Below are 24,574 nucleotides of genomic sequence, written 5' to 3'. Positions count from 1 at the left end.
CAGCCGGAAGCGGGCTGCTGGCGCTCAGTGCTCGCGAGGGAGCCAGATCCGCATGGCACCCGGCCCCCGATTCCCCCAGCGGGAGAAGCGCACCGCGGTGACGGTGACGGACTCGGCGTCCGCCTCGGAGGCCTCCTGCCCGTCGAGGGAGCGGTAAAGCTCTCCGCCGGAAGGACGGTGACGCAGCGAGAGCTCGAGCGTCCCGTCCTCCCTCGCGCTCGCCGTCGCCCCGGCAGGGACCAGCAGATCATCGACCTCGACGCCGCCCGGCAGATCCACCTGCTCGATGCAGTGGACGAGAGGCCCGCGCTCGAGGGCCACACAGCCGCGCGTGGCGTCCACCCGCGGATGCGAGACCGTCCAGCGCGGCGGCATGTCGAGGACGATGACCGTGCCGTCGACCTCGTCCAGCGGCAGCTCGAGGCGCTGCGCAGCGAGCTCCCCGGCGGCGAGCGGACGCTCGGGCCCGGCTGCGGGGGTGAGCGTGCCGCTGCGCACCCATCCCGGGATGCGCACTCCGAGCCGTGCTCCGTCGGCCGCGTGCAGCGGGGCGAGCCGGAGGTGGAGGGTGCCGGAATCCGGATAGTCGGTCTCCACGTGGAGGGTTCCGCTGCCCACCTCGGCGGGCAGTGCGATGGACATGTCCGCCAGCTGGAGGATTTCGAGGCTCGCCCCATGCTCGTCCTGGCGGAGCCCGGCGACGTAGGCGCCGAGCTGGGCGATCGTCCGGGCGATGTTCGGCGGGCAGCAGGCGCAGGAGTACCACTCCTGCCGCTCGGCGGGGGCGTTCTCCTCGTCGAAGCGGTCCGGCCGGCGCTGCAGCGGGTTCGAGTAGAAGAAGCGGGTGCCGGTGGCGTCGACCGAGGCGGCCAGGGCGTTGTGGATCTCGCGTTCGATGACGTCCGCATGGCGGGGGTCGTCCCCGGCGAGCATCATCCGCCAGGTCCAGTGGAGGTCCGCGATGGTCGCGCAGGTCTCCGCATAGGCGCGGTCCGGCGGCAGCTCATGGTCATTGCCGAAGGACTCATCGCGGTGGCGTGAGCCGAAGGCCCCTGAGAGGTACATCTTGCGGGTGTGGACGCGATCCCACTGCTCACGCATCACGTCACCGAGCGCCGTCTCCCCGGTCTCGAGGAACAGGTCGGTGACGCCCGCGTTGAGATACAGCTGGCGCACTGCGTGACCGATCGGGTCGACGGCTTCCCGCACCGGCAGGTGATCCTGGAAGTAGTGGGCGCCGAAGCCGCCCCCGGGCAGGAGGTCGCGCCCGCGCTGGTCAACGAGGTGCTGGGCGAGGTCGAGGTGCCGCTGCTCGCCGCTGTGGCGGAACAGCTCCACCAGCGCCGTCTCGATCTCCGGGTGGCCGGGGATGCCGTTCTCCCGGCCGGGGCCGAAGCGACGCTCGACGAGTTCGACGAAGCGGAGCGCGAGATCGAGCAGGTCAGTGCGGCCGGCGGTGCGTGCCAGGGCTATGCCGGCCTGCAGCCAGTGCCCGAGCACATACATCTCGTGGGTCCAGTGGAGCTCGGAGAACTTCTTCTCCGGGCGGACGCCCTGGACCCAGGTGTGCAGGTAGCCGCTGGGCTCCTGGGTCCGAGCCACGAGTGCGATCATCTCGTCGAGCCAGACATCATGCGCCGTGGTGCCGGAGCGGCCGATCTCCCACGCCACGGCTTCGATCACCTTGTACAGATCGGAATCGGCGAAGACGAAGCCGCGATGCTCCGCCCCGGATTCCCCGCTCAGGCGTCGGAAGTTGTCGATCACCCCGGAGCTCTCGAGCTGTGCGATGCAGTGCGGGATGGTGGCGGACGCGTTCAGCTCCTGCCAGGCGCCGAGGGCCCCGCGCGGATGCAGCGTCACGTGGGTGAGATCGAGGGGCGCAGTCCGGAATGCTGCGGGGAACGGGGGAGCGCGGGTGCCGGACGTGCGGAGCGCTGTGACTGGGCAGGCAAGAGGTCTCCTCGTCGAGATGTCGTGCACGCCATCCTCGACGGCTCATCGGCCCAGGTCAAGGGGTAGCTCAACGTGGGAAACGGGCGGGCCCTCCCCGAGGTGAGGGTGACAGCTTCCACAGCACCGCAGGCCCTAGTCATGCTTTTGGCTTGCATAAGATGTCTGCATGTCCGATGCGCAGCCGTCCTTCGACGCCCACCAGATCCTCACCGCCGTGCTCAGCGGAGCGCCCGAGGCGAGCGAAGCCCTGTCCACCCTGCGCCCCGATGTGCTCTCCCGCACCCGTGACGCCTACGACGCGCTGTACCGCGAACCCCAGCCGCTGCCCGCGCCCGTGCTGCACGCACTGGCCGCCATCTCCGCGGACTGGCAGGGCAGCGGCGTGCTCGCCGACTGGCACCGCGCCCAGGGCGCCTCCGCGCAGCTGACCGCCTCGGATCCGCTCGCCGAGGATCCCGCGCTCGCCGCGCTGCGCGACCAGGTGGACCTGCTGTCGGTCTCCCCGGCCCTCGCCACCCTCGCCGACCAGGAGCATCTCGCGGCCGCGGGCCACGACTCCCGGACCGTGGTCCTGATCAGCCAGCTGGTGGCCTTCGAGAGCCACCTCCAGCGGCTGATCGCCGGTCTCGCCGCCCTGCACGGCCTCGACGTCCCGTCGGCCGACGCGCCGACCCGCATCCCCCGCTCCCGCGGACGCGCCGCCCAGCACGGCGGCACCACTCCCAGCGGCCGCACCCGCCCCTCGGCCTTCACCCGTGACCAGCTCCAGTGGGAGCCGTGGATCCCCGTCCCCTCCGAGGACGAGCTCACCGAGGAGCAGCGCGACTCCTTCGCCTCGAAGGCGAGCACCAACAGCGTCTACTTCCGGATGCTCTCGCTGACCCCCGGCATCACCCGGGCGCGCAGCGAGCTCGACAACGCGATCTTCCTGCCGCGCGACGGCATGCCCAAGGCCGAGCGCGAACTGGCCGCTGCCGTGACCAGCAAGGTCAACGACTGCATCTACTGCGCCTCCGTGCACGCCCGCAAGGCCGCCGGCTTCTCCAAGCGCGAGGACGACGTCGACGCCCTCCTGGACGCAGTGCTCGAGCGTGACGAGGACTGGGTCTCCGGCGACCTCGCACCGCTGGCAGGCGGCCAGGACGAGCGCTGGAGCGCGATCATCGACGCCGCAGCCGAGCTGTCCCGCCCGCGCCCGGCTCTCGGCGCCGCCCAGATCAGCGCCCTGCGAGACCAGGGCCTCGACGATCACGAGATCACCGATCTGCTCACCGCCGCAGGCTTCTTCGCCTGGGCCAACCGCCTCATGCTCAGCCTCGGCGACCCGTCGCTCCCCGACGCCGCCTGACCATCCCGAACGAGGAACCATGACCACTGCAACCGCCCGCCGCCGGCCCACCCGGCGCACCCTGCTCGGCGCCGCTTCTCGCCACCCTGCCCGTCCTCGGACTCGCCGCCTGCGGCGACGTCACCGTCGAGGGACAGGCCGACGCCACCGAACAGCTCACCATCGTCGACGACCAGGACCGTGAGGTGGTCCTGCCCGGCCCTGCGCAGACTGCCGTCGTCGTCAACAGCTACTCGAACGAGTTCGTCCGCGCCATCGGCGCCGGCGACCGCGTCGTGGGCGTGGACCGCGCCTCGCTCGACCGCCTGCCCTACCTCGACCTCTCCGAGGATCAGGTGATCGCCGAGGGCCTGGATCAGCTCAACTACGAAGCCATCGCCAAGATGCGGCCCGACGTCGTGATCCTCCCGCGCAACGCCGTGTGGCAGGAGGCGCTCGAGCAGCTCTCCGCCTTCGACATCCCTGTCGTGATCGCCACCGCCTGGGACACCGAGGTGGTCGATGCGACCCTCACCCTGCTCGGGCAGGTCTTCGGGGTCGAGGACGGCGCTCAGGCCGTGCTCGACTTCCGCGCCGAGATCGCCGAGCTCCTCGAGGAGCGGCTCGTCGACGTCGAACCGGTCCCGATGTACTTCGAGACGGTCGAGCCCTACCTGACCACGCTGCCCGGCTCCGGCTTCCACGCCATGATCGAGGCCGCCGGCGGCACCAACATCTTCGACGATGCCTCCGGGGAGACGCCCAGGAGGAGCTGACCGTCGACCCCACCGAGGTGGTGCTGCGCGATCCGCAGTTCGTGATGCACGAGTTCGAACCCTCCGCTGAGCCCGCCGACCGCTTCGACGCCCTGCGCGAGGGCCTCGAGGCCCGGCCCGGCTGGGGCGGGCTGGACGCCCTGGCCGACGGCCGGGTCGCGATCGCCAACGGCTGGGCCACCAGCGCGCTGGGCAAGTCGATCGGTGCCGTCTACCTCGCCGCCTGGCTGCACCCCGAGCAGATGGACGGCGTGAAGCCCGACGACTACCTCACGCGCTGGGTGACCGAGTTCCAGGACACCGAGCTGTCCGACGTGGCCGACTACGTCCAGGGGCCGCTGGGATGACCGCGACCCTCGAGAAGCAGCCCGCCCCCACGCCCGCGCCGGCCCCGGAGCCGGCGAGCCCGTCCCGCGGCCGGGAGCTGCGCAAGTCCCTCGTCCTCGCCGTCGGCGTGGTGGTCTCCGTGCTCGCCCTGATCGCCTCGGTCACGATCGGCACCGCCGGTGTGGGCTTCGGCGACGTGCTCCGCTCGCTCCAGGTGAGCATCTTCGGCGGCACCATCAGCGCCGAGTTCGCCTCCTCCTACGCGGTGATCACCCAGCTGCGCCTGCCCCGCGTGCTGCTCGCCTTCACCGCGGGTGCCGCGCTGTCCGTCTCCGGCGTGCTCATGCAGGGCCTGCTGCGCAACCCCTGGTCAGCCCGTTCACCCTCGGGGTGTCTCCGGCGGCCGCCTTCGGTGCGGCGCTCGTGATCACCCTGGCGGGCACCAACCAGCTGCCGGTGTGGGCCACGATCGCCGGCGCCATGGTGATGGCGCTGGCCGTCTCCGCGGTGGTGCTCGGCATCGCCACCGCCCGGCGGATGGCCGTGGCCACCCTGCTGCTGCTCGGCATCGCGATGACGCAGATCTTCGAGGCGCTCACCTCGGCGCTCCAGTTCACCGCCAACGAGAACACCCTGCAGGCCATCATCCGCTGGACCTTCGGGTCGGTGAACGACGCCACCTGGTCCGACGTGCTGATCGTTGGTGCGGTCACCGTGGTCGCGGTCCCGGTGACGCTGCTGTTCTCCAAGGACCTCAACGCGATCGCCTTCGCCGGCGACGACGCGGCCCGCAGCTTCGGAGTGAACGTCGGCCCGGTGCGGATCGGACTGATCGCGCTGTCGGTGACCCTCGCCGCCGTGGTCGTCTCCTTCTGCGGGATCATCGGGTTCGTCGGCCTCGTCGGCCCCCACATCGCGCGCCTCGCGATCGGCGCGGACCATCGCCACCTGCTGCCCTTCGCGGCGCTGTCCGGCGGTCTGCTGCTGCTGGTCGCCGACGCCGTGGGACGCACCGTGATCGCGCCGGCCGTGGTGCCCGTCGGCATCGTGGTCGCCTTCATCGGCGGCCCGGTGTTCATCTACCTCATCCTCACACGAAGGAACACCCTGAAGTGAGCCTCTCCGTCTCTGACCTGTCCTTCTCCTACGGCACTCGCACGATCCTCGACGACCTCTCCTTCAAGGTCGCTCCCGGCACGTTCTGCGCTCTGCTGGGCCCCAACGGCTCGGGCAAGTCCACGATGGTCAAGGCCCTCGCAGGGGTCCACCGCGCCAAGAAGGGACGCATCTCGGTCGAGGGTCATGACACCGCGAGCCTCGGCCGTCGCGAGCTCGCGAAGCTCGTGGCCTATGTGCCGCAGGCCGGCGATGCCCCCTCGACCTCACCGTGCGCGAGGCCGTGATGCTGGGCCGCACACCGCACTTCGGGATCGCCCCGGCACTGCCGACCGTGCGAAGGTCGAGGACGCGATCGTGCGGATGGGGCTGACGGATATCGCCGAGCAGTCGATGTCCGAGCTCTCCGGCGGTCAGGCGCAGCGTGCCATGATCGCCCGCGCCCTCGCCCAGGACCCCCGGGTGCTGCTGCTGGATGAGCCGACCTCCGCACTGGACCTCCGCTACCAGATCGAGACCCTGCAGCTGGTGCGTCGGATCACCCGCGAGGAGGGCATCAGCGCCCTGATCGCGATCCACGATCTCAACCACGCCGCCCGCTACTGCGACCAGGTGATCGTGCTGCACGGCGGTCGTCTCGTCGCCGACGGCGCCCCCGCGGAGGCGCTGCGCGCACCGATCCTGCGCACGGTGTACGAGGTCGACGTCGAGGTCGCCGAGCGCGATGACGCCGTCGAGGTGCGTCCCCGCGTCGATGCGGCCGGCTTCACCCGCACCGGTGCCCGGCTCGACGAGCTGGACGCCGATGGCGAGGTGCGTACGGATCTCGTCCCCGCCGTCGCCCGATGAGCACCGTCGAGCGCAGCAGCTTCGATGACGGTGATCGTCGGGGAGGGCCGCGCGGGGTGGCCACCGTGCTGCGCACCGCGACCCGCGTGGCCGTCGCCGGCACCTCTCCCGTGCGCCTGGCCGTCATCGATGCCCTCGCCGTGGGACCGGGCGCGACCTGGTTGATCGACCAGCCCGGGCAGTACCTCAACAACACCCAGGCCGACGCCACCACGGTCCACCCCGACGACTCCACCCCCATGAGCGGGCCGGCCGGTCCCGGACCGGACCTGGTGGACTGGGCCCGACGCATCCGCGCCGACGGCGGGCACCCGGCGGGCCACTGGGTGCTGGAGGAGGCGGCCGCGCTCACCGGCGCCTCCTTCCCCAGCCGGCGACTGCAGGGCGTCTACTTCCGCGACCAGCTCGACGCGGCGATCTCGAGGGGCACGGTCGAGGTCACCGAGGTCGTGGGACGCGCGGTGGACCTCGAGCGCTCGGGCGAGGACACCGTGGTGGTGCTGGAGGACGGCCAGCGCCTGGCAGCACCCACCGTCGTGCTCGCCCAGGGCATGGTCCAGTCGCAGCGGAGCCCCGAGGTCACCGCCCTGGCAGACTTCGCAGACCGCTTCGCGCTGCGCTACGCCGAGCCCGGCATGCCCGCGGAGCGCACGTACACCGGTCTGCCCGCCGGCGAGACTGTGCTGGTCAGAGGCTTGGGCGCGAACTTCTTCGATGTGATCGGCCAGCTCGTCGACGACTGGGGCGGAACGTTCGAGCCGGTCGAGGGCGATGACCGCGGACGTCTGCGCTACCTGCCCAGCGGCCGGGAACCGCTCCTGGTGGTCGGCTCCCGCCGCGGTGTGCCCTACCGCTCCAAGCCCGAGGGCGGACGCGCGGTGCGACCCTTCACCCCGCGCTGGGCCGACGAGGAGTGGTTCCGCTGCCTGGGCGAGCGCTCCGACGTGGATTTCGCGATCGAGGTCTGGCCGGTGCTCGCCCGCGAGTTCGCCCGCGTCTACCTCGAAGCGCTCACCGACTACGCGCCGGACGCCGTCGCAGGGGAGTGGCTCGCAGGCCTCGACGTCGCCGACACCCAGGACGAGGTCGACGCCGTGCTCGAGGCCGCCATCGGCGACCCGCACTGGGCCTGGACCATCGAGGAGCTGCACCGTCCCACGGTCGGCGAGCAGGTGGGGGCGAAAGCCTGGGCGCAGCTGGTCCGGCGCCTGGTCCTCGACGAGCTGGGCTCGATGTCCGATCCGTGGCACCACCCGCGCGCCGCCGTCAACGGCGCGATGGGGGCGCTGCGCCGGCACGTCGGCCGGCTCACCGGAGGCGGAGCCTTCACCGGCGAGTCCCTCGCCCGTGACGTGCTGGGCTGGTTCGATGGGAACTCCCTCGCCCTGGCCTCCGGTCCGCCCGCAGAGCGGGTGCGGTTCGTGCTGGCACTGATCGAGGCCGGGATCATCGAGCTGATCGGCCCCGAGATGCTGGTCGAGGCCGACGAGACCGCGGGGCTCTTCCGCGCCGCTTCACCGATCACGGGCCGCGTGGTGACGTCCTCGGTGCTGCTGGAGACGCGGATGTCCAAGGGCAAGATCCCGCAGACCAGCGATCCGCTGCTGCGCAACCTGCTGGGCTCGGGCCGCGCCCGGATCCACACCGTCGACGGCGTGCAGACCCACAGCATGGAGGCCACCCGGGCCGAGCTGGGCGAGGATGTGCTGACCGGTCACAATCTCATCGCCGCTGACGGCGCAGTGGACGAGTCCGTGGTGGTGCTCGGCATCCCCGCGTCCTCCACCCAGCCCGGCTCCGCCATCGGTGCGACACCGGGAGTGCCCTCGCCGCTGCTGGCCGGCGCGGATGTCGCGGCGAAGCAGATCATGGTGCGGGCGAGGGTGGGGGCTTCGGCCTAGCGCGCCTCTCAGATGTCCCGGAACGTCTCGATCCGCGCGCCGAGCTTGTTCAGCCGTGCCGCGAGGTCCTCGTAGCCACGGTTGATGACATAGACGTTGCGCAGCACCGAGGTGCCCTTCGCGGCCAGCATCGCCAGCAGGATCACCACGGCCGGGCGCAGCGCCGGCGGGCACACGAGCTCTGCACCGCTCCATCGCGTCGGCCCCTCGATGAGCACACGGTGCGGATCCATCAGCTTCACGTTCGCGCCCAGCTTCGTCAGCTCGGTGAGGTAGATCGCCCGGTTCTCGTAGACCCAGTCATGCAGCATCGTCTGGCCGTCCGCGGTCGCGGCGATCACCGCGAAGAACGGCAGGTTGTCGATGTTCAGGCCTGGGAACGGCATCGGGTGGATCTTGTCGATCGGCGCCTTCAGATCCGAGGGATGGGTGGTGACGTCCACCAGGCGGGTCTTGCCGTTCTCCGCCATGTACTCATCGGAGCGGTCGTAGCGAAGACCCATCTCCTCCAGGAGCGCCAGCTCGATCTCCATGAATTCGATCGGCACCCGGCGCACCGTGATGCTGGAGCGGGTCACGATCGCGGCGGAGATCAGGCTCATCGCCTCGATCGGGTCCTCGCTCGGGGCGTAGTCCACATCGGTCGAGATCGAGGACTTGCCCTGGACGCGCAGGGTGGTGGTGCCGATGCCCTCGATCGCCACGCCCAGCTTCTCGAGGAAGAAGCACAGGTCCTGGACCATGTAGTTCGGGCTGGCGTTGCGGATGACCGTTTCGCCCTCGTACAGCGCCGCCGCGAGCAGTGCGTTCTCGGTGACCGTGTCCCCGCGCTCGATGAGGACGATCGGCCGCCGCGCGCCGGTGACGGGGGAGGTGGTGGCCTGATAGTGGTGATCGGTCGCGACGACCTCGAGGCCGAAGTGGCGCAGCGCCGACATGTGCGGTTCGACGGTGCGGGTGCCCAGATCGCATCCCCGGCGTAGGGGAGCTGGAACCTGCCGGCGCGATGGAGCAGCGGGCCCAGGAACATGATGATCGAACGGGTGCGGCGCGCTGCCGCGGCATCGATCGAGGCGAGATCGAGAACCGCGGGGACCCGCAGCTCGAGGTCATTGTCCGCGTTCAACCAGGTGGCTTTCACCCCGATGGAGGTCAGCACCTCGAGCAGGCGGTTGACCTCCTCGATGCGCGCGACCTTGCGCAGGATGGTGGTGCCTGTGTTCAGCAGGGAGGCGCACAGCAGCGCCACGCCCGCGTTCTTGGACGATTTCACGTCGATCGCACCGGAGAGCGTGGTCTCACCCTGGACACGCAGGTGGCTCGGCCCGGAGGTGCCCAGGCCCACGATCTCCGAGTCGAGGGCGGAGCCGACGCGCGAGATGGTCTCCAGCGTGAGATTCTGCTGCCCCTTCTCGATCCGGTTCACCGCGCTCTGGCTCGTGCCGAGCTTCGTGGCGAGCTGAGCCTGGGTGAGGCCGGAATGCTGACGGGCATCGCGGATCAGAGCGCCGATCCGGGCCAGGTAGTCCTCGTTCTCAGTCATTCTGCGACCGTATCTCATGAATGAGATATCTGCAGTTCAGGCTGGGTGCGGTGATGCTCACGTTGCAGAATGCGCCGGAAGCGCAATCACGCGCTGATCAGCACCGGGAGCCCTTCGACGTGGCCGCCCACCCTATAGGCGAGTGCGGGATCGAACGGCTCGACGCGCAACGGCATCCCCGCCTCCGCGGGGGTGCGGTCCGCTTTGCGGTTATTGCACTCCTTGCAGGCAGAGACCAGGTTCGTCCATGAGGACGGGCCGCCGCGGGAGACCGGCAGGATGTGGTCCACCGTGGCGAGCAGCGCCTCGCAGGGGGCGTCTTCGAGACGCTGCGACCGCAATACGCGCAGGACCAGTGATCTCGCTCGTGGACCGCGCGGTAGGAGAAGCCGATCGAGCGCTGTCCGGCACCTTCCACCCAGGCGCCGCTGAGCTCTCGGGTCAGTTCGAGGGCGGTGGGCACGATCCGGTCCTCGACCATGGTCAGCTCGACGGGATCGGCGACCTCGCGCCGGATCATCCCGAAGGCGTGTCGCACGCTGGTGGTGTGCAGCAGCTCGCCGATGCCGGTCTCGGGGTGGTACCCGAGGTTGTAGACCCTGACCTGTGCCATTTCGCCACCTCCCATCGCGGTGCTGCCAGCACGCTGCGGACCGGTGGTCGGCGCGCAGCGGCCGAGCAGCTCCAGTCTCACCCACGGAGGGGAGAGGTCCACAGAATTCTTGCGGGCGTTCAGGTGACCGTCCGCTGTCCACGGAGCGACCGTCTGTGATGCGTGAGCTCGGCTTCGCGCTGGCCAGCGACGCCGCCGGGCGTCATGCTGGAGGGATGGAGGACCAGCAGAAGGCGCAGCAGCGCGAGCGCGAGCTCGTGCTGTCCGAGTACGGGACCTGGCGGATCACCGCCGATGAGGACGCCCCCGCGGTGGACGAGGTGCGCACGCTCGAGACCCTGCTGCGACTGAAGACCGAGCAGCTAGGCAGCCCCGACCCCGGGCTGTGGACCGAGGTGCTCGCCACCGACCTGCTCACCGAGGTCGTGCCCCGCACCGTGATCCAGCCGCGCGAGCAGGTGATGGACATGGTGCCCACGCTGACCCGCTTCTTCGCCTATCTGCGCGAGACCGGGCGCTGGCATGAGGAGTCGATGAGCGTCTCTGCCGCACCCGCGATGCTCGCTGGGCTCGAGTTCGCCGCCCTCGAAGCCGCGGATGACCCCACTCGCCGCTCCTTCTCCACCAACATCCTCGGATACGGGATGTCCCTCGGCGTGGACCTCGAGGACGAGCAGGAGCTCGCCGCCTATATGCACTGGTACAACTCCCTCGCCGACGAGGCGCGGGTCGCGCTCAGCGAGACCGGCCGTCCGCCCGAGCCGGCACCTCTCTATGACCGGCTCGCCGCGCTGGAAGCAGTGCGGGAGGAGCCCGCCGAGGGCTCCTGGCCCTCGTTCCTGCCCGGCCCTGCCGGCTCGGCAGACGCCCTCAGGGCTCGTGACCTCGAGCCGCAGCCGCAGGACTACGCGGACCTCGACTTCGTGCGCTTCGCGGTCGCCCTGCTCGACTTCCTCGACACCCCCAGGCGCGTGACCGCCACCGGGGCTCTCGGCCGGGCGGACACCGCCGCCCTGCTCGATCGCTGCGGGATCGACCGGCCGGTCCGGAGCATGTGGGACCACCCGGAGATCGTCGGACCCTGGGTGGCCCTGCGCGACGGAGGATGGGTCGACGTCGTCGGCGGGCGGGCGCGCCGGGAGCACGGCCCCGCCCGTTTCGTCACAGCTGACGGCGACCCGGAGCTGTTCGTCGAGTTCGGCCATGCGGTGCTCACCGCGCTGCTGCTGGGACGCGATGCGCGTGGCGCGGAGGACGGAGGGTTCCGGGGCATGCCCGATACGGCGGCCGCCCTGATGGCGGCCTGCGGCGAGGACGGGCTGCAGATGCAGGACCCGCTGACGGCAGACCCCACGGTGCTGCCGGACCACGAGGAGGTCGGCCGCTGGATGCGCGTGATGCACGATCTCGAGGATCTCGTCGCCCTGGGAGCGCTCGGCCGGGACGGCGACAGGTTCACCGGGTCCGAGGCGCTGCTGATGGCGCTCGTGGCGCTGCTGAGGGACCGCGACTGAGTGGTCAGCGCACCCCGCGCATCGCGACGCCGACGGGCTTCGCGACCAGCAGCATGAGCACACCGATGCCGATCGTGATCGCACCGAGGGCACCGAAGTAGAGCCCTTCGGTCTCGGCGGAGTAGAAGGTCGCGAGCGCACCGGACAGCGAGGTGCCCAGGGCGACCGAGAGGTTGTACAGGGCCATCATCATCACCGGGTACGCGCCCGGGGCCAGCTTGGTGGCCAGGGACAGCCCCACGGGGAGAGCCACAGCTCGCCGATCGTGGCGACCAGCATGATCAGCGCGATCCACATGACCGGCACCTTGACCACGGAGGCCATGGGCAGGAACAGCAGGAACGCGGAGCCCATCAGGATGATGCCCACGCCGAACTTGCGCGGGGTGGAGGGCTGACGTGGGCCGAGCTTCGTCCACACCGCCGCCAGCACCGGCGCCAGCGTGATGATGAAGAACGGGTTGAAGGACTGCACCCAGGAGATCGGGATCGTCCAGCCGAAGATCTCACGGTCCAGGCGTGTGTCCGAGTACAGGGTGATCACGGTGAACTGCTGCTGGAACAGGGCGAAGAACGCCGCGGTGCCGATGAACAGCGGGATGAAGGCGACCACGCGTGAATGCTCGTCCGCATCGAGCTTCTTCGAGGTCAGCAGCAGCGCGAAGATGACGATCGCGCCCACCACCGCAAGGCCTGCGACCACGGTCGCGAGGTTCCCGGCGTTCAGCACCCCGGTGAGCACCAGCACGATGACCAGAGCCAGGGCACCCGCGCCGATGCCGGCCCACAGGGGGTACTGCGAGCGGGGCAGCGGATCCGGGACGGTGTGGACGCTCGCGGGCAGTCCCTTGCGGGTCATTGCGTACTGGATCAGCCCCACGAGCATGCCGACGGCCGCGAGGGCGAAGCCCAGGTGGAAGCCCCACTGCTGCTGGGCGAAGCCGGTGACCAGCGGGCCCAGCAGGCCGCCGATGTTGATGCCCATGTAGTAGATCGAGAAGCCGGCGTCGCGGCGCGGATCGTCTCGTGTGTACAGGGATCCCACGAGAGTCGCGGCGGTGGACTTCAGGCCGCCCGAGCCGACGCCCACCAGCAGCAGACCGGTGATCAGGCCCGGGACGCCGGGCAGGGCCGCCAGGGCGATGTGCCCCAGCATGATCATCACGGCGCTGCCGAAGAGAGTCTTCTCAGGTCCCAGCAGGCGGTCGGAGACGAGCGCGCCGAGGATGGAGAAGAGGTAGACGGAGCCGCCGTAGGCGCCGACGATGCCCAGCGCGACGGTCTCGTCGATCCCCAGGCCGCCCTGCGTGGCGGCGAAGTACATGTAGATCGCGAGGATGCCCTGCATGCCGTAGAAGCTGAAGCGCTCCCACAGCTCGACGCTGAAGAGGTTCGCGAGGGGACCGGGCTGGCCCATGAAGGAGCGTCCGGAGGGGTTGTGCGCCGCTGCGTCCTCGACCGGCATGCCGGGAGGTGTCGGAGCGGGAGCAGGGCCGTCTGATGAATTCACGGTGAGTCATCTTGCGGTATGTGGTAACGCAAATCAAAGTAGAAGACCCGTGGTGTGACAAGTCAGTCGCCGGCGTCAGCAAACCCCGTGGCTGACGGGGCGAGGTCAGGCATCTCGTCGATCCCGAACTCGTGGCGCAGCACGCGACGGGCGGCATGCCACCCGGACATGCCGTGCACCCCCGGGCCGGGAGGGCTCGCCGAGGAGCACAGGTACCACCCCGTGTCCGCCAGCCGGTAGGGGTCCCAGCGGGCGGTGGGTCGGGCGATCATCCCGGTCATCGTCACCCGGCCCATCGAGATGTCCCCGCCCACGAGCGACGGATTGTGTGCGGGCATCTCCGCCGCCGGGATCCCGCGAGAGGCGACGATCAGATCCCGGAATCCGGGCGCGAAGCGTTCGATCTGGCGCGTGACCAGCTCGGTGGGGTCGGTGGTGTCCCCGGCGGGCACATGGGCGTAGGCCCACAGCGGGCGCAGCCCGCCATGGATCCTCGAGGGGTCCGCCACCGAGGGGTCGCTGACCAGCGTCACCGGATGATCGGGCACCCGCCCGGCGGCCACCTGCGCCTCCGCCTGCGCCATCTGTTCACGGGTGCCGCCGAGGTGCTGGGTCCCCGCCTCGCCGACCTCCGGATCCCGCCACGGCACCGGTCCGGACAGCACGAAGTCGACCTTCGCCGCCGCATCCCCGTGGGGAAGCGCCGCAGCGCCCGCTCGAGCGACGCCGGCAGCCGGTTGGCGAGGATGTCCGCCGCAGCGCCGGCCGGGGTGTCCAGCAGCACCGCCCGGGCGGGCGGCACGTCGCGCCAGGTGCGGACATGGTGATCGGTGACGATCTGCCCTCCGTGAGCGCGCAGATCTGCGACCAGGGTGTCCACGATCGATTGCGAGCCGCCGACGGGGATCGGCCAGCCGACCCCGTGCCCGATCGTGCCGAGCAGCATCGCCGTCGCCGAGAGCGCCAGGGAGGGCATCGTCCCGATCGCGTGCGCGGCCACACCGCTCAGGAGCGCGCGAGCCCGTTCGGTGCGGAAGGGGAGATCCCAGGCAGGGGTGCCCTGGAGACCGATCATGGCGCCGAACAGGGGCGCGGTGAGCAGGGTGCGCGGGGTGAGCAGCGCCGGCGGGACCGAGCGCTTGTCGCCGAGGGCGAGCTCGACCACCAGGTCCTCGTGCCGGGCGAGCGTGCCGATCGTGGCCCGCCAGGCGGGGCCGTCGGCGCCGAGGCCCTCAGCGGTGCGCTCGAGATCGTGCCAGGCGATGGCTGCGGGCTGAGCGTCCAGCGGCTGGGCGTAGGAGGCGGCCGGGGCGATCGCACGCACCCCGCGGGCGCGCACGTCGAAGGCGTCGAAGAAGGGGCTCGCCAGGGCGAGCGGATGGGCGGCTGAGCAGATGTCGTGGACGACGCCCTGGGCGAGGCCCAGATCGAGGGTGCGGGCCCCTCCGCCGATCGTGGGCTGCGTCTCGAGAACCTGCACCGAGAGGCCGGCCCGGGCCAGCGTGACAGCGGCGGCGAGGCCGTTGGGGCCGGAACCCACCACGACCACGTCGACCTCGGGAGGGGGTGCGGTGCTCATCCGCCCAGCCTAGAGGAGGTGGGAGATGCCTCCCCTTCCTATTTACGAAACACTCCTGTCGCGTAATATGGTGAGCATGCAGACCACCACAGACACTTCCCCTCCTGCCACAGCGCCCGCAGCGCGTCCCGCGCGCCGGAAGCAGAACCAGGCCGTGCTCGAGGTGCAGGGCAAGACCCGCATCTCGCCGCGCCTGCTGCGCCTCACCCTCGGCGGCGAGGGCTACGCGGAGCTGAACCGCAATCAGAGCACCGACGCCTACGTCAAGCTCCTCATCGCCGACCCCTCTTCTGGCCTCCAGCCGCCGTACGACATGGACGGCCTGCGGGAGAACAGCCCGGAGCTGATGCCCGCACGCCGCACCTACACGGTGCGCCGGTGGGATGACGAGAAGCAGCTGATCGAGATCGATGTGGTCCTCCACGGGGAGGGGAGGACAACGGCGTCGCCGCGCGCTGGGCCGACGAGGCGCTTCCCGGCGACCGCATCGCCATGTCGGGGGCCGGCGGCGCGTACACCCCTCTGCCCGGGTCGCGGCGCCACCTCATGATCGGCGACCACGCCGCAGTGCCCGCGATCGCCGCTGGGCTGGAATCCATGGACGCCGACGCCGTCGGCACCGTGCTGATCCAGCTCGACCATGACGAGGACCGTCTCGATCTCGAGCACCCCGCCGGGGTGGAGCTGCGCTGGCTGATCGGTGAGCGCGAGCTGCTCGTCGACACTGTCGCCGCGCTCGATCTCGGGGACCACGAGGGGTTGCAGGTGTTCTGCCACGTCGAGCGCGGCATCACCAAGCAGCTGCGGAAGGTGCTGGTCAAGGATGCCGGCATCCCTCGCGAGCAGATCTCGATCTCCGCGTACTGGGCGCTGGGGCGCATCGAGGACCAGTTCCAGGCCGAGAAGCGCGAGCCCGTCGGCAAGATCGACGACTGAGGATGGACCTGGTCGTCGGCCCTGACGGACTCGTGCGTCCCGCCTGGGCGGCGGTCCATGACGACCTGCGCGAGTACTACGACACCGAGTGGGGCATGCCGGTGCGGGACGAGCGCGGGGTCTTCGAACGGCTCGCGCTCGAGGGCTTCCAGTCCGGGCTGAGCTGGGCCACGATCCTGCGCCGACGGGAGGGCTTCCGACGGGCCTTCGCGGGCTTCGACGTCGACGCTGTCGCCGCGCTCGGACCTGACGATGTGGAGCGGCTGCTCGGGGATACCGGCATCATCCGTCACCGCGGCAAGATCGAGGCCACGCTCTCCAACGCCCGCGCCACCGTCGCGCTGCGGGAGCAGGAGGGGCCCGGCACCACCCTCGCGGACCTGGTGTGGTCCTTCCAGCCGCAGCGCACCCCGATGCCCCGCACCCCGGCAGAGGTCCCCACCACCAGCGCCGAGTCGACCGCGCTGGCCAAGGAGCTCAAAGGCCGCGGCTTCCGCTTCGTGGGCCCCACCACCATGTTCGCGCTGATGGAGGCGCTGGGCGTGGTGGACACCCATCTGCTCGGCTCCCACCGTCGCGGCACCTCCGGGGTGTGGGCGGCCGATGGCACACCCGTGGCGGAGGGCCACATTCCGTCATAGACCTCGTCCGCGCGGGCGCCCTTTCGCGACGATGATCAGGCGAGCGACGACGAGACCGAGGAGGCGCGATGAGCACGGCAGGTATCCATGCGGGCTGGAACGCCGTCGAGGATGGCCACGGCGCCCTCACGGTGCCCGTCTACGGCTCGAGCGCCTACGCCCAGGCGTCCCACTCCGCGCTGAAGGCGCTGTTCCAGCGGCGCGCCGAGGGGTTCGCCTACTCCCGCTCCGGCAACCCCACCACCGCGGTGCTCGAGCAGCGGATCACCGCGCTCGAGAAGGGGATCGGCGCGATCGCGGTCGCTTCGGGGCAAGCAGCCACCAGCATCGCGCTGTGCGCGCTGGCAGCCCCGGGCGGGCACGTGGTCGCTTCCTCGCGGCTGTACGGCGGCACCACCGAGTTCCTCGACGACACCCTCGCCGACCTCGGAGTGACCTTCACCGTCGCGGACCCGTGGGACCTCGCGGCCTGGGAGGCGGCCTTCACCCCCGCCACCCGCGCTGCGATCGTCGAATCGATCGCGAACCCGGGCGCACAGCTCGTGGACCTCACCGCGCTCACCGCGATCGCCCATGACCACGACGTGCCGGTCATCGTGGACTCGACCCTCGCCAGCCCCGCCCTCTATCGCCCCGGCGAGCACGGCGCGGACCTCGTGGTCCATTCCGCCACCAAATACCTGTGCGGCCACGGCACCACCATCGCGGGCCTGATCGTCGACACCGGGCGCTTCGACCCGCGCCGCCGGCCCGAGCGGTGGCGATGTCTGACCACTCCCAACCGGCGCTTGGCGTCACCTTCGCCGATGAGTACGCGCACGGGGGCTCCGGCCTGCTGGCCTATGCCCGCGCCAAGCACGTCACCGACTTCGGGGCCACCCTGCCCGCCGCGAGCGCGCAGCAGATCCTGGTGGGCATCGAGACTCTCGACCTGCGGATGCGGAAGGTCAGCGCCGACGCCGCAACCCTCGCCGGCCGCCTGCACGGCCTCCCCGACGTCGCGCGGGTCGAGCACCCCAACATCCCGGGCCGACCCGACGCGCACCTCGCGGACCGGGACTTCCCCGACGGCACCGCCGGCGTGTTCTCCTTCGAGCTCGACGGGGAGAGGCCGCGGCCGCGGCGTTCTGCGATGCGCTGCGGCTATGGACCATCGCGGTGAACCTGGGGGACGCCCGCTCCCTGGTCTGTCATCCGGCGACGACCACCCATTCGCACCTCAGCGATGATCAGCGGCGCGCCTGCGGGGTGGGGCCCGGCACGGTCCGGCTCAGCGTGGGGCTCGAGGACATCGAGGACCTGTGGCAGGACATCGCCAGGGCACTGAGCGCCGCCCGGATCGCCGAGGCTGCGCCCAGTGCCGCGTGAGACGTGTCGCGGCGCGGAACACTGCGATGTCGTGCTCCGTTGCACCGGGTATGGAGACCTTGGATGTGGTGGTGATCGGTGCTGGGCAGGCGGGGCTGTCCGCGGCCCATCATCTGCTGCGTCGAGGCGGGCTGCGCTTCGCGGTCCTCGACGCGGAGGACGGGCCCGGTGGGGCGTGGCGTCACCGCTGGGACAGCCTCACCATGGCCACCGTCAACGGCATCCGCGAGCTTCCCGGCATGCCCACGGTCGAGGCGGACGATGCCGAGCCGTCGAACCGTGCGGTCCCCGCGTACTTCGCCGACTTCGAGCAGCGGTTCGCGGTGCCGATCCAGCGACCGGTCAGGGTGACACGTGTGGAGGAGGATCCTGACTCCGACGGACCCGGCCCGCGCCCGCTGCTGGTGCACTGCACTGACGGGGACGGCACGCGGCGCGCCCCGCTGCGCACCCGGGCCGTGTTCAACGCGACAGGCACCTGGACTCGGCCCTTCCGGCCCGCCCTCCCCGGCGCTGCGGACTTCCGCGGCACGCAGCTGCACACCGCGGACTACGTACGCGCCGAGGACTTCACCGGCAGACGGGTGGGGGTCGTGGGCGGCGGCATCAGCGCGCTCGGCCACCTGCTGGAGATCGCCGAGGTGGGGGAGACCTTCTGGTACACCCGGAGCGCCCCCGTGTTCAGGGACAGCGCGTTCACGCAGGAGCTGGGACGTGAGGCCGTGGCCGGGGTCCAGGACAGGGTGCGCCGGGGACTGCCCGTGCGCAGCGTCGTCTCCGCGACCGGCCTGATCTGGACCCCCGAGCTGAGGGAGGCCGAGCGGCGAGGGCTCCTCGCACGCCGACCCCTGTTCACCCGCATCACGCCCCACGGGGTGGTGGAGGCCGACGGGACCGAGACCGCGCTCGACGTGATCCTCTGGGCCACCGGGTTCCGCCACGAGCTGCGCCACCTCCGGCCCCTGCGACTGCGCAATCAGCTCGGCGGCATCGCCCTCGACGACACCGCAGTCGCCGAGGATCCCCGGGTCCACCTGCTCGGCTACGGGCCCAGCGCCTCGACCATCGGTGCCAACCGGGCAGGCCGCGCCGCCGTGAACCGCCTGCTGAAGGACCTCACCCGGGAGCAGGTCGCCGCCTAGGGTGGAGACCATGAACCCCTCAGACGCGACGCTGCCACCACTGCCTGAGGACGGGGTGCAGAGGGTGCTGTGCATCGTCGCCCACCCCGACGACATGGAGTACGGCGCCTCCGCCGCGGTCGCCGCCTGGACCGCGGCCGGGATCGAGGTCAGCTACCTCCTGCTCACCCGCGGCGAGGCCGGGATGGCGGAGGATCCGGAGATCGTCGCCCCGCTGCGCGAGCGCGAGCAGCGGCGCGGGTGCGAGATCGTCGGCGTCTCCGACCTCCGCTACCTCGATCACCCCGACGGGATGCTCGAGGGCAGCCTCGCCCTGCGCCGTGATATCGCCCGTGTGATCCGGCAGGTGCGCCCCGACCTGGTGCTCACCGCGAACTTCGAGGTCGAGGCCTACGGCGGGCTGAACCAGGCCGATCATCGCGTGGCCGGCCTCGCAGCGGTCGACGGCAGCCGCGACGCCGCGAACCCCTGGGTGTTCCGCGAGCTGGCCGAGACCGAGGGCCTGGCGGCGTGGAAGGCACGGGCGCTGCTGGTGGCCGGGCACCCGGCACCGACGCATGCCAAGCACGTCGACGCCGAGCACGTGCAGGCCGCCGTCGAGTCGTTGCACGCCCACGAGGCCTACCTGGCCCACGTCCAGGATCATCCGCGGCCCGAAGAGTTCATCCCCGAGATCCTGCGCGGCGGGGAGAGGCCGCCGGGAGCGAGCACGCTGTCGCGCTGCGCGTCTTCGACCTCTGAGCACCGACCGGCTGGTCGCGGAACATTGCGGCCACCGGCGGCGCACTCCTACTGTGGACAGGTCAGGCACGATCTGTCACGGATCCGCCGGGAGGGGACCCTTCCCACGGCGACGGTCCGAGAAGGAGTCATGATGACCATGTCCATGCACAACGGCCTCGACCTCGACCAGATCCCGGAGCTCGCCGCCCAGCTGCGCGTCGACTCGGTCCGCAGCTCGACCAGCGCCGGCTCCGGCCACCCCACCTCCAGCCTCTCCGCCGCGGACCTGCTGGCCACGCTCATGTCACGCCATCTGCGCTATGACTGGGACACCCCCGAGGCCCCGGGCAACGACCACCTGATCTTCTCCAAGGGCCACGCTTCGCCGCTGCTGTACTCCGTGTACAAGGCCGCAGGCGTCGTCTCCGATCAGGAGCTGATGGAGGGCTACCGCCGCTTCGGCCAGCGGCTCGAGGGCCACCCCACCCCGGTGCTGCCCTGGGTCGACGTCGCCACCGGCTCGCTGGGGCAGGGACTGCCCGACGGCGTCGGCATCGCACTGGCCGGCAAGCACCTGGACCGCGCGCCGTACCGGGTCTGGGTCCTGGCCGGGGACAGCGAGCTCGCCGAAGGCTCCATGTGGGAGGCCCTGGCGACCGCTTCGCACTACAAGCTCACGAACCTCGTCACCCTGGTCGACGTCAATCGCCTGGGCCAGCGGGGCGAGACCGCCCTCGGCTGGGACATGGACGCGTACGCCGCGCGCGTCGAGGCCTTCGGGGCCCGCGCCGTCATCATCGACGGCCACGACATCGCCCAGATCGACGACGCGCTCGCCCGCGCCGACGACGAGCTCGACCGGCCGCTGGTGATCCTCGCCCGCACCATCAAGGGCAAGGGAATCGTGGGCGTCGAGGACGAAGCCGGCTGGCACGGCAAGCCGATGCCCGAGGAAAGGGCCGAGGAGGCGATCACCGCGCTCGGCGGCGAGCGCACCCTCCAGGTGCGCGGACCGATGCCGCCGACGATCGAACCGGCGCCCTCCGGGAGGGGCACGGTCGAGCTGCCCGTCTTCGACAAGGGTGAGGAGATCGCGACCCGCAAGGCCTACGGCCCCGCCCTGGCCGCGCTCGCCGCCGCCGACCCCGGGTGGTCGCCCTGGACGGAGAGGTCTCCAACTCCACCGGCGTCGCCGACTTCATCGAGGCCCATCCCGAGCGCTTCTTCGAGATGTTCATCGCCGAGCAGCAGATGGTGGCCGCCGCCACCGGCCTGTCCGTGCGCGGCTACCTCGCCTACGCCTCCACCTTCGCCGCGTTCCTCACCCGCGCCGCCGACTTCATCCGCATGGCTCCCGTCTCCCGGGTGGATCTGCGGCTGATCGGCTCCCATGCCGGGGTCGAGATCGGCGCCGACGGCCCCTCCCAGATGGGCCTGGAGGATCTCGCGATGATCGCCGCCACGCAGGGCTCGACCGTGCTCTACCCCTCCGATGCGACCTCCACCGCCGCCCTGGTCGCGGAGATGGCGGACATCAGCGGGGTCAGCTATCTGCGCACCACCCGCGGCGGATACCCGGTGCTCTACGGGGCTGACGAGCGCTTCCCCGTCGGCGGGTCGAAGACCCTGCGCAGCTCCCCGGACGATGCCGTCACCCTCATCGGTGCCGGCGTGACCCTCCACCAGGCGCTGGCCGCAGCCGACACGCTCGCCGAGCAGGGGTGCGGGCCCGCGTGATCGACGCCTACTCGATCAAGCCGATCGACGCCGAGGGGATCCGTGAGGCCGTCAGCGAGACCGGCGGGCGGGTGGTGGTGGCCGAGGACCACCACGCCGAGGGCGGTCTGGGCGCCGCGGTCCTCGCAGCCCTCGCCGCCGAGCCGATCACCGATTTGCATCTGAAGCATCTCGCGGTCGACGGGGTGCCCGGCTCCGGGACGACGGAAGAGCTGCTCTCCTGGGCCGGGATCGACTCGGCGCACATCGCCGAGGCAGCCCGCGCCACCCTCGAGGGCTGAGCCCCCGGGCTCAGTCCTCCTGGCGGCTCTGTCGTCCGCGGCCCAGCTCGAGGGTGTCCATGTCCTCGAGCTCGCGGTCCTTCGTCTCCGGCACCCAGTAGTACACGAACGCCAGGCTCAGCAGGGCGAAGAAGGCGTACAGGCCGTAGGCGAAGGTCAGGCCGATGTTCGACAGCGTCGGGAAGGACGCGGAGACAGCCCAGTTCGCCGCCCACTGAGCGGCGGCCGCGACCGCGAGCGCGGAGGCACGGATCTGGTTGGGGAATATCTCGCCCAGCAGCACCCACACCAGCGGGCCCCAGGTGGTGCCGAAGAACATCACGAAGGCGTTGGCAGAGATCAGCGCGACGGTGGACCACGGGTCGGGCAGCGTGATCGCGTCGCTGCCGGCGGCGACCTCACCGAAGGAGAAGGCGAGTGACATCAGCCCCAGCGACGCCGCCATGCCGGCCGAGCCGACCAGCAGCATCACGCGGCGTCCCACCTTGTCCACCAGCAGGATCGCAATGATGGTGGCGACGATGTTCATCACCGAGGTGATGGTGCTGGTGAGCAGGGCCTGCGACTCGTCGAAGCCGACGGACTGCCACAGCGTGGTCGAGTAGTAGAAGATGACGTTGATGCCGACCAGCTGCTGGAACAGCGACAGCAGGATGCCGAGCCACACGATGGGCTTCAGGCCGAAGCGCCCTCCCAGGAGATCCCGCAGGCTCTCCTTCTCCTCCCGCTCGAGCGTCTTGCGGATCTGCTCGATCTTGAGGTTGACGTCGGGCTCGCCGGTGAAGTCGTAGAGCACCTTCGAGGCCCGGTCCACCTCGTTCTTCCGGATCAGATAGCGCGGGGACTCCGGCAGGAACAGAGCCATCACGCCGTAGGCGGCGGCGGGCACCGCCTCGATCATGAACATCCAGCGCCACGCGGCGACACCGAACCAGAAGGACTCCGAGGAGCCGCCCGCCGAATTCGCGATGATCGCGTTCGAGAGCAGAGCGGTGAAGATACCGAGCACGATCGCCAGCTGCTGCAGGGAGCCGAGGCGCCCACGGAACTTCGCCGGGGCGACCTCCGCGATGTAGGCGGGGGCGATGACGCTCGCGGCGCCGACGCCCAGACCGCCGACCACTCGCCACACGATGAGGTCCCACACCCCGAAAGCCAGACCCGAGCCGACGGCGGAGATGAAGAAGAGGATCGCGGCGATCACCATCACCGGGATACGGCCGAAGCGGTTGGAGAGGGCACCGGCGAACCAGGCGCCGACGGCGCAGCCGAGCAGGGCCGAGGACACCGCGAAGCCGGTGAGCCCGGCGCCGAGGGAGAACTCGTCGGAGAGCGCATTGACGGCGCCGTTGATCACCGAGGTGTCGAAGCCGAACAGGAAACCGCCGACGGCGGCGGCGACGGAGATCCCGACGACTTTCGCGTTCAGGCGCTGGGTCGGTGCAGGGCCTGCACCGGAGCGGGTATCGGGTGTGGACATGGCGAGATCGCCTCCTTGCCGAAGAACTCGGGCGGCTACCGTAACCCCTCGGCGCCCGGACAGGGCACCGACCGGCCGCGCGGTCAGCCCGCGCGCCGCACCTCGGCGGCGTAGGCGTCCAGGATGCGGAGGATGCCGAGGTGCTGCCACACCCGGTGCCGTGAACGGCCGGTCGCCTCCTGCAGCACACCGGAATCGGTGAGCTGGGCCAGGGCGCGCTGGGCGGTCATCGCCGGCACTCCGAGGGTGCGCTGGATGTGGGCAGCCTTCACGATCGGCTGACCGATCAGCCTCGGGAGCACCGTCCATGCCAGGGCGTGACGGCGCACCCCGGTCAGCCGCTCGCGGTCCTCCGCGAGCTGCCCGGCGAGGTCATCGACCAGCCGGGTCCCGGTGACCGCGGCGTACCGGGCCGCCCGGGCGAATTCCTCGACGATGGGTCGCGCATCCCCGGCACGGAAGGCGGTCAGCGCGGTGGTGTACGCACCGAGGTTCGTCAGCAGCCCGGCGGATACCGGGGCGGTGGTGGATAGAAGACCCTTGCCGCTCAACATCGCATGGACCAGCGCACGGCCGGTGCGTCCATTGCCATCGGTGAAGGGATGGATGGTCTCGAACTGGGCATGGGCGATCGCGGCGTGCACGAGCACGGGCAGATCGTCACGGGCGACGAAGGCGAGGAGATCCTGCATCGCGGCGGGAACATCCTCGGCCTCCGGAGCGATATGGACGGCGCCCAACGGGCTCAGCCCGCTGCGGCCCACCCAGACCAGCTGCTCGCGCAGACGGCCTGCATCCTCCGCACCGGCCAGCAGCTCTGCATGCATCGCGAGGATCGCCTCGAGATCGAGCTCCGCAGCCAGCCGAAGCGCAGCCTCCATGGTGCGGACGTTGGCGACCACGGCACGAGCATTGCTGCTGCGCGACTCATCCAGCTCGGCGAGGGCAAGCTGACGCGCACCGACGGTGAGGTCCTCGATCTGGGAGGAGGAGGCAGACTCGGTGCGCAGCAGCACCGCGCTCATCGGTCCGAGCGCGGGATGGTCGGCGCCGAGACGGGTCGCGGCGTGGGCATCGAACGCCACCAGTGCGGTCTCCGCATCGGCGACATCGGCCGCGAGCCCCCGGGCACGGCGAACATCTGGGCTACGAGGGCCGCGGGGAGCGTGGCCTCATACGCGCCAGTGCCGCGCGAGCGGGCGGAGCGGGAGGCCAACCCGTCGTCGGCGACCCGCCACAGGCCCGGTCTGCGCCCC

17 protein-coding genes and 8 pseudogenes are annotated in these 24,574 nt (G+C 70.8%); 18 read left to right on the top strand and 7 right to left on the bottom strand.

The window, feature by feature from the left end:
- Positions 1-24 precede the first annotated feature (24 nt).
- A complete protein-coding gene (locus H3H54_RS10480) occupies positions 25-1,863 on the bottom strand; it encodes a glycoside hydrolase family 127 protein (RefSeq protein WP_262423851.1) in 1,839 nt (612 codons plus the stop codon).
- Positions 1,864-2,122: 259 nt separating this feature from the next.
- Between H3H54_RS10480 and H3H54_RS10475 the strand changes: the two genes are divergently transcribed.
- From H3H54_RS10475 to H3H54_RS10440, 7 genes and pseudogenes are all read left to right on the top strand, one after another.
- A complete protein-coding gene (locus H3H54_RS10475) occupies positions 2,123-3,304 on the top strand; it encodes a peroxidase-related enzyme (RefSeq protein WP_262423850.1) in 1,182 nt (393 codons plus the stop codon).
- A 185-nt stretch (positions 3,305-3,489) separates the two neighbouring features.
- Positions 3,490-4,059, top strand: a complete 570-nt coding sequence (locus H3H54_RS10470; RefSeq protein ID WP_262423849.1) for an ABC transporter substrate-binding protein — start codon at positions 3,490-3,492, stop codon at positions 4,057-4,059.
- 17 nt (positions 4,060-4,076) lie between these two features.
- Positions 4,077-4,406: a hypothetical protein gene (locus tag H3H54_RS10465; RefSeq protein ID WP_262423848.1), complete on the top strand. Its 330-nt coding sequence runs from the start codon at positions 4,077-4,079 to the stop codon at positions 4,404-4,406.
- Positions 4,403-5,502: pseudogene (locus H3H54_RS10455) on the top strand (FecCD family ABC transporter permease). Before H3H54_RS10465 ends, H3H54_RS10455 begins: the two are co-directional and overlap by 4 nt.
- Positions 5,499-5,789 carry an ABC transporter ATP-binding protein gene (locus tag H3H54_RS10450; protein ID WP_262423845.1) on the top strand — a complete coding sequence of 97 codons (291 nt, stop codon included), beginning with the start codon at positions 5,499-5,501 and terminating at the stop codon, positions 5,787-5,789. The pseudogene H3H54_RS10455 and the gene H3H54_RS10450 overlap by 4 nt, the downstream one beginning before the upstream one ends.
- The gene (locus H3H54_RS10445; RefSeq protein WP_395962611.1) at positions 5,689-6,351 is read left to right on the top strand and encodes an ABC transporter ATP-binding protein; all 663 of its coding nucleotides are present in this window, start codon (positions 5,689-5,691) and stop codon (positions 6,349-6,351) included. Before H3H54_RS10450 ends, H3H54_RS10445 begins: the two co-directional genes overlap by 101 nt.
- Positions 6,348-8,252, top strand: coding sequence for an FAD/NAD(P)-binding protein (locus H3H54_RS10440; protein WP_262423843.1), 1,905 nt, complete (start codon positions 6,348-6,350; stop codon positions 8,250-8,252). Before H3H54_RS10445 ends, H3H54_RS10440 begins: the two co-directional genes overlap by 4 nt.
- Positions 8,253-8,260: 8 nt before the next feature.
- Here the strand turns inward: H3H54_RS10440 and H3H54_RS10435 are convergent.
- Both H3H54_RS10435 and H3H54_RS19610 read right to left on the bottom strand, forming a co-directional pair.
- Positions 8,261-9,813 (bottom strand): annotated as a pseudogene (locus H3H54_RS10435) (UDP-N-acetylglucosamine 1-carboxyvinyltransferase).
- A 68-nt stretch (positions 9,814-9,881) separates the two neighbouring features.
- The gene (locus H3H54_RS19610; protein WP_395962609.1) at positions 9,882-10,136 is read right to left on the bottom strand and encodes an HNH endonuclease; all 255 of its coding nucleotides are present in this window, start codon (positions 10,134-10,136) and stop codon (positions 9,882-9,884) included.
- 430 nt (positions 10,137-10,566) lie between these two features.
- On the opposite strand from H3H54_RS19610, the gene H3H54_RS10425 reads away from it, so the two are divergent.
- The gene (locus tag H3H54_RS10425; protein ID WP_262423842.1) at positions 10,567-11,922 is read left to right on the top strand and encodes a hypothetical protein; all 1,356 of its coding nucleotides are present in this window, start codon (positions 10,567-10,569) and stop codon (positions 11,920-11,922) included.
- A gap of 4 nt (positions 11,923-11,926) precedes the next feature.
- On the opposite strand, the pseudogene H3H54_RS10420 reads toward H3H54_RS10425, so the two are convergent.
- Both H3H54_RS10420 and H3H54_RS10415 read right to left on the bottom strand, forming a co-directional pair.
- Positions 11,927-13,386, bottom strand: a pseudogene (locus H3H54_RS10420) (peptide MFS transporter).
- A 107-nt stretch (positions 13,387-13,493) separates the two neighbouring features.
- A pseudogene (locus H3H54_RS10415) lies at positions 13,494-15,010 on the bottom strand (phytoene desaturase family protein).
- 76 nt (positions 15,011-15,086) lie between these two features.
- On the opposite strand from H3H54_RS10415, the gene H3H54_RS18930 reads away from it, so the two are divergent.
- The 10 genes and pseudogenes from H3H54_RS18930 to H3H54_RS10365 all read left to right on the top strand — a co-directional run bounded on the left by H3H54_RS18930 (position 15,087) and on the right by H3H54_RS10365 (position 21,838).
- Complete coding sequence (locus tag H3H54_RS18930; RefSeq protein ID WP_316249008.1) at positions 15,087-15,560, top strand: siderophore-interacting protein; 474 nt, start codon at positions 15,087-15,089, stop codon at positions 15,558-15,560.
- On the top strand, positions 15,557-15,946 hold the full coding sequence (locus H3H54_RS18925) for a siderophore-interacting protein (protein WP_316249007.1): 390 nt from the start codon (positions 15,557-15,559) through the stop codon (positions 15,944-15,946). The genes H3H54_RS18930 and H3H54_RS18925 overlap by 4 nt, the downstream gene beginning before the upstream one ends.
- Positions 15,947-15,948: 2 nt before the next feature.
- Complete coding sequence (locus tag H3H54_RS10405; protein WP_262423841.1) at positions 15,949-16,587, top strand: DNA-3-methyladenine glycosylase I; 639 nt, start codon at positions 15,949-15,951, stop codon at positions 16,585-16,587.
- Between the two features lie 68 nt (positions 16,588-16,655).
- Positions 16,656-17,255 (top strand): annotated as a pseudogene (locus tag H3H54_RS10400) (PLP-dependent transferase); the annotation flags it as partial.
- A gap of 95 nt (positions 17,256-17,350) precedes the next feature.
- Positions 17,351-17,955 (top strand): annotated as a pseudogene (locus H3H54_RS10395) (PLP-dependent transferase).
- A gap of 50 nt (positions 17,956-18,005) precedes the next feature.
- Positions 18,006-19,097 carry an NAD(P)/FAD-dependent oxidoreductase gene (locus tag H3H54_RS10385; protein WP_262423839.1) on the top strand — a complete coding sequence of 364 codons (1,092 nt, stop codon included), beginning with the start codon at positions 18,006-18,008 and terminating at the stop codon, positions 19,095-19,097.
- Between the two features lie 10 nt (positions 19,098-19,107).
- A pseudogene (locus H3H54_RS10380) lies at positions 19,108-19,838 on the top strand (PIG-L deacetylase family protein).
- Between the two features lie 130 nt (positions 19,839-19,968).
- Positions 19,969-20,751 (top strand): annotated as a pseudogene (locus tag H3H54_RS10375) (1-deoxy-D-xylulose-5-phosphate synthase N-terminal domain-containing protein); the annotation flags it as partial.
- Positions 20,752-20,969: 218 nt separating this feature from the next.
- Positions 20,970-21,557, top strand: a complete 588-nt coding sequence (locus H3H54_RS10370; RefSeq protein ID WP_262423838.1) for a hypothetical protein — start codon at positions 20,970-20,972, stop codon at positions 21,555-21,557.
- A complete protein-coding gene (locus H3H54_RS10365; RefSeq protein WP_262423837.1) occupies positions 21,554-21,838 on the top strand; it encodes a transketolase C-terminal domain-containing protein in 285 nt (94 codons plus the stop codon). The genes H3H54_RS10370 and H3H54_RS10365 overlap by 4 nt, the downstream gene beginning before the upstream one ends.
- 10 nt (positions 21,839-21,848) lie before the next feature.
- Here the strand turns inward: H3H54_RS10365 and H3H54_RS10360 are convergent, their stop codons facing one another.
- Positions 21,849-23,318, bottom strand: coding sequence for a sugar porter family MFS transporter (locus tag H3H54_RS10360; RefSeq protein ID WP_262423836.1), 1,470 nt, complete (start codon positions 23,316-23,318; stop codon positions 21,849-21,851).
- Between the two features lie 83 nt (positions 23,319-23,401).
- On the bottom strand, positions 23,402-24,403 hold the full coding sequence (locus H3H54_RS10355; protein ID WP_262423835.1) for a Fic family protein: 1,002 nt from the start codon (positions 24,401-24,403) through the stop codon (positions 23,402-23,404).
- Positions 24,404-24,574: the final 171 nt, after the last annotated feature.

Source organism: Brachybacterium sp. Z12, from assembly GCF_014400405.1.
GTDB lineage: Bacteria > Actinomycetota > Actinomycetes > Actinomycetales > Dermabacteraceae > Brachybacterium.
This window is presented reverse-complemented; position numbering and strand designations above follow the sequence as displayed.

Excerpts from the sequence above, each read along its gene's own strand:
- H3H54_RS10475 (WP_262423850.1), top strand. The coding sequence starts at position 2,123 with ATGTCCGATGCGCAGCCGTCCTTCGACGCCCACCAGATCCTCACCGCC.
- H3H54_RS10445 (WP_395962611.1), top strand. The coding sequence starts at position 5,689 with ATGACACCGCGAGCCTCGGCCGTCGCGAGCTCGCGAAGCTCGTGGCCT.
- H3H54_RS10440 (WP_262423843.1), top strand. The coding sequence starts at position 6,348 with ATGAGCACCGTCGAGCGCAGCAGCTTCGATGACGGTGATCGTCGGGGA.
- H3H54_RS10425 (WP_262423842.1), top strand. The coding sequence starts at position 10,567 with ATGCGTGAGCTCGGCTTCGCGCTGGCCAGCGACGCCGCCGGGCGTCAT.
- H3H54_RS18930 (WP_316249008.1), top strand. The coding sequence starts at position 15,087 with ATGCAGACCACCACAGACACTTCCCCTCCTGCCACAGCGCCCGCAGCG.
- H3H54_RS18925 (WP_316249007.1), top strand. The coding sequence starts at position 15,557 with ATGATCGGCGACCACGCCGCAGTGCCCGCGATCGCCGCTGGGCTGGAA.
- H3H54_RS10405 (WP_262423841.1), top strand. The coding sequence starts at position 15,949 with ATGGACCTGGTCGTCGGCCCTGACGGACTCGTGCGTCCCGCCTGGGCG.
- H3H54_RS10385 (WP_262423839.1), top strand. The coding sequence starts at position 18,006 with ATGGAGACCTTGGATGTGGTGGTGATCGGTGCTGGGCAGGCGGGGCTG.
- H3H54_RS10360 (WP_262423836.1), bottom strand. The coding sequence starts at position 23,318 with ATGTCCACACCCGATACCCGCTCCGGTGCAGGCCCTGCACCGACCCAG.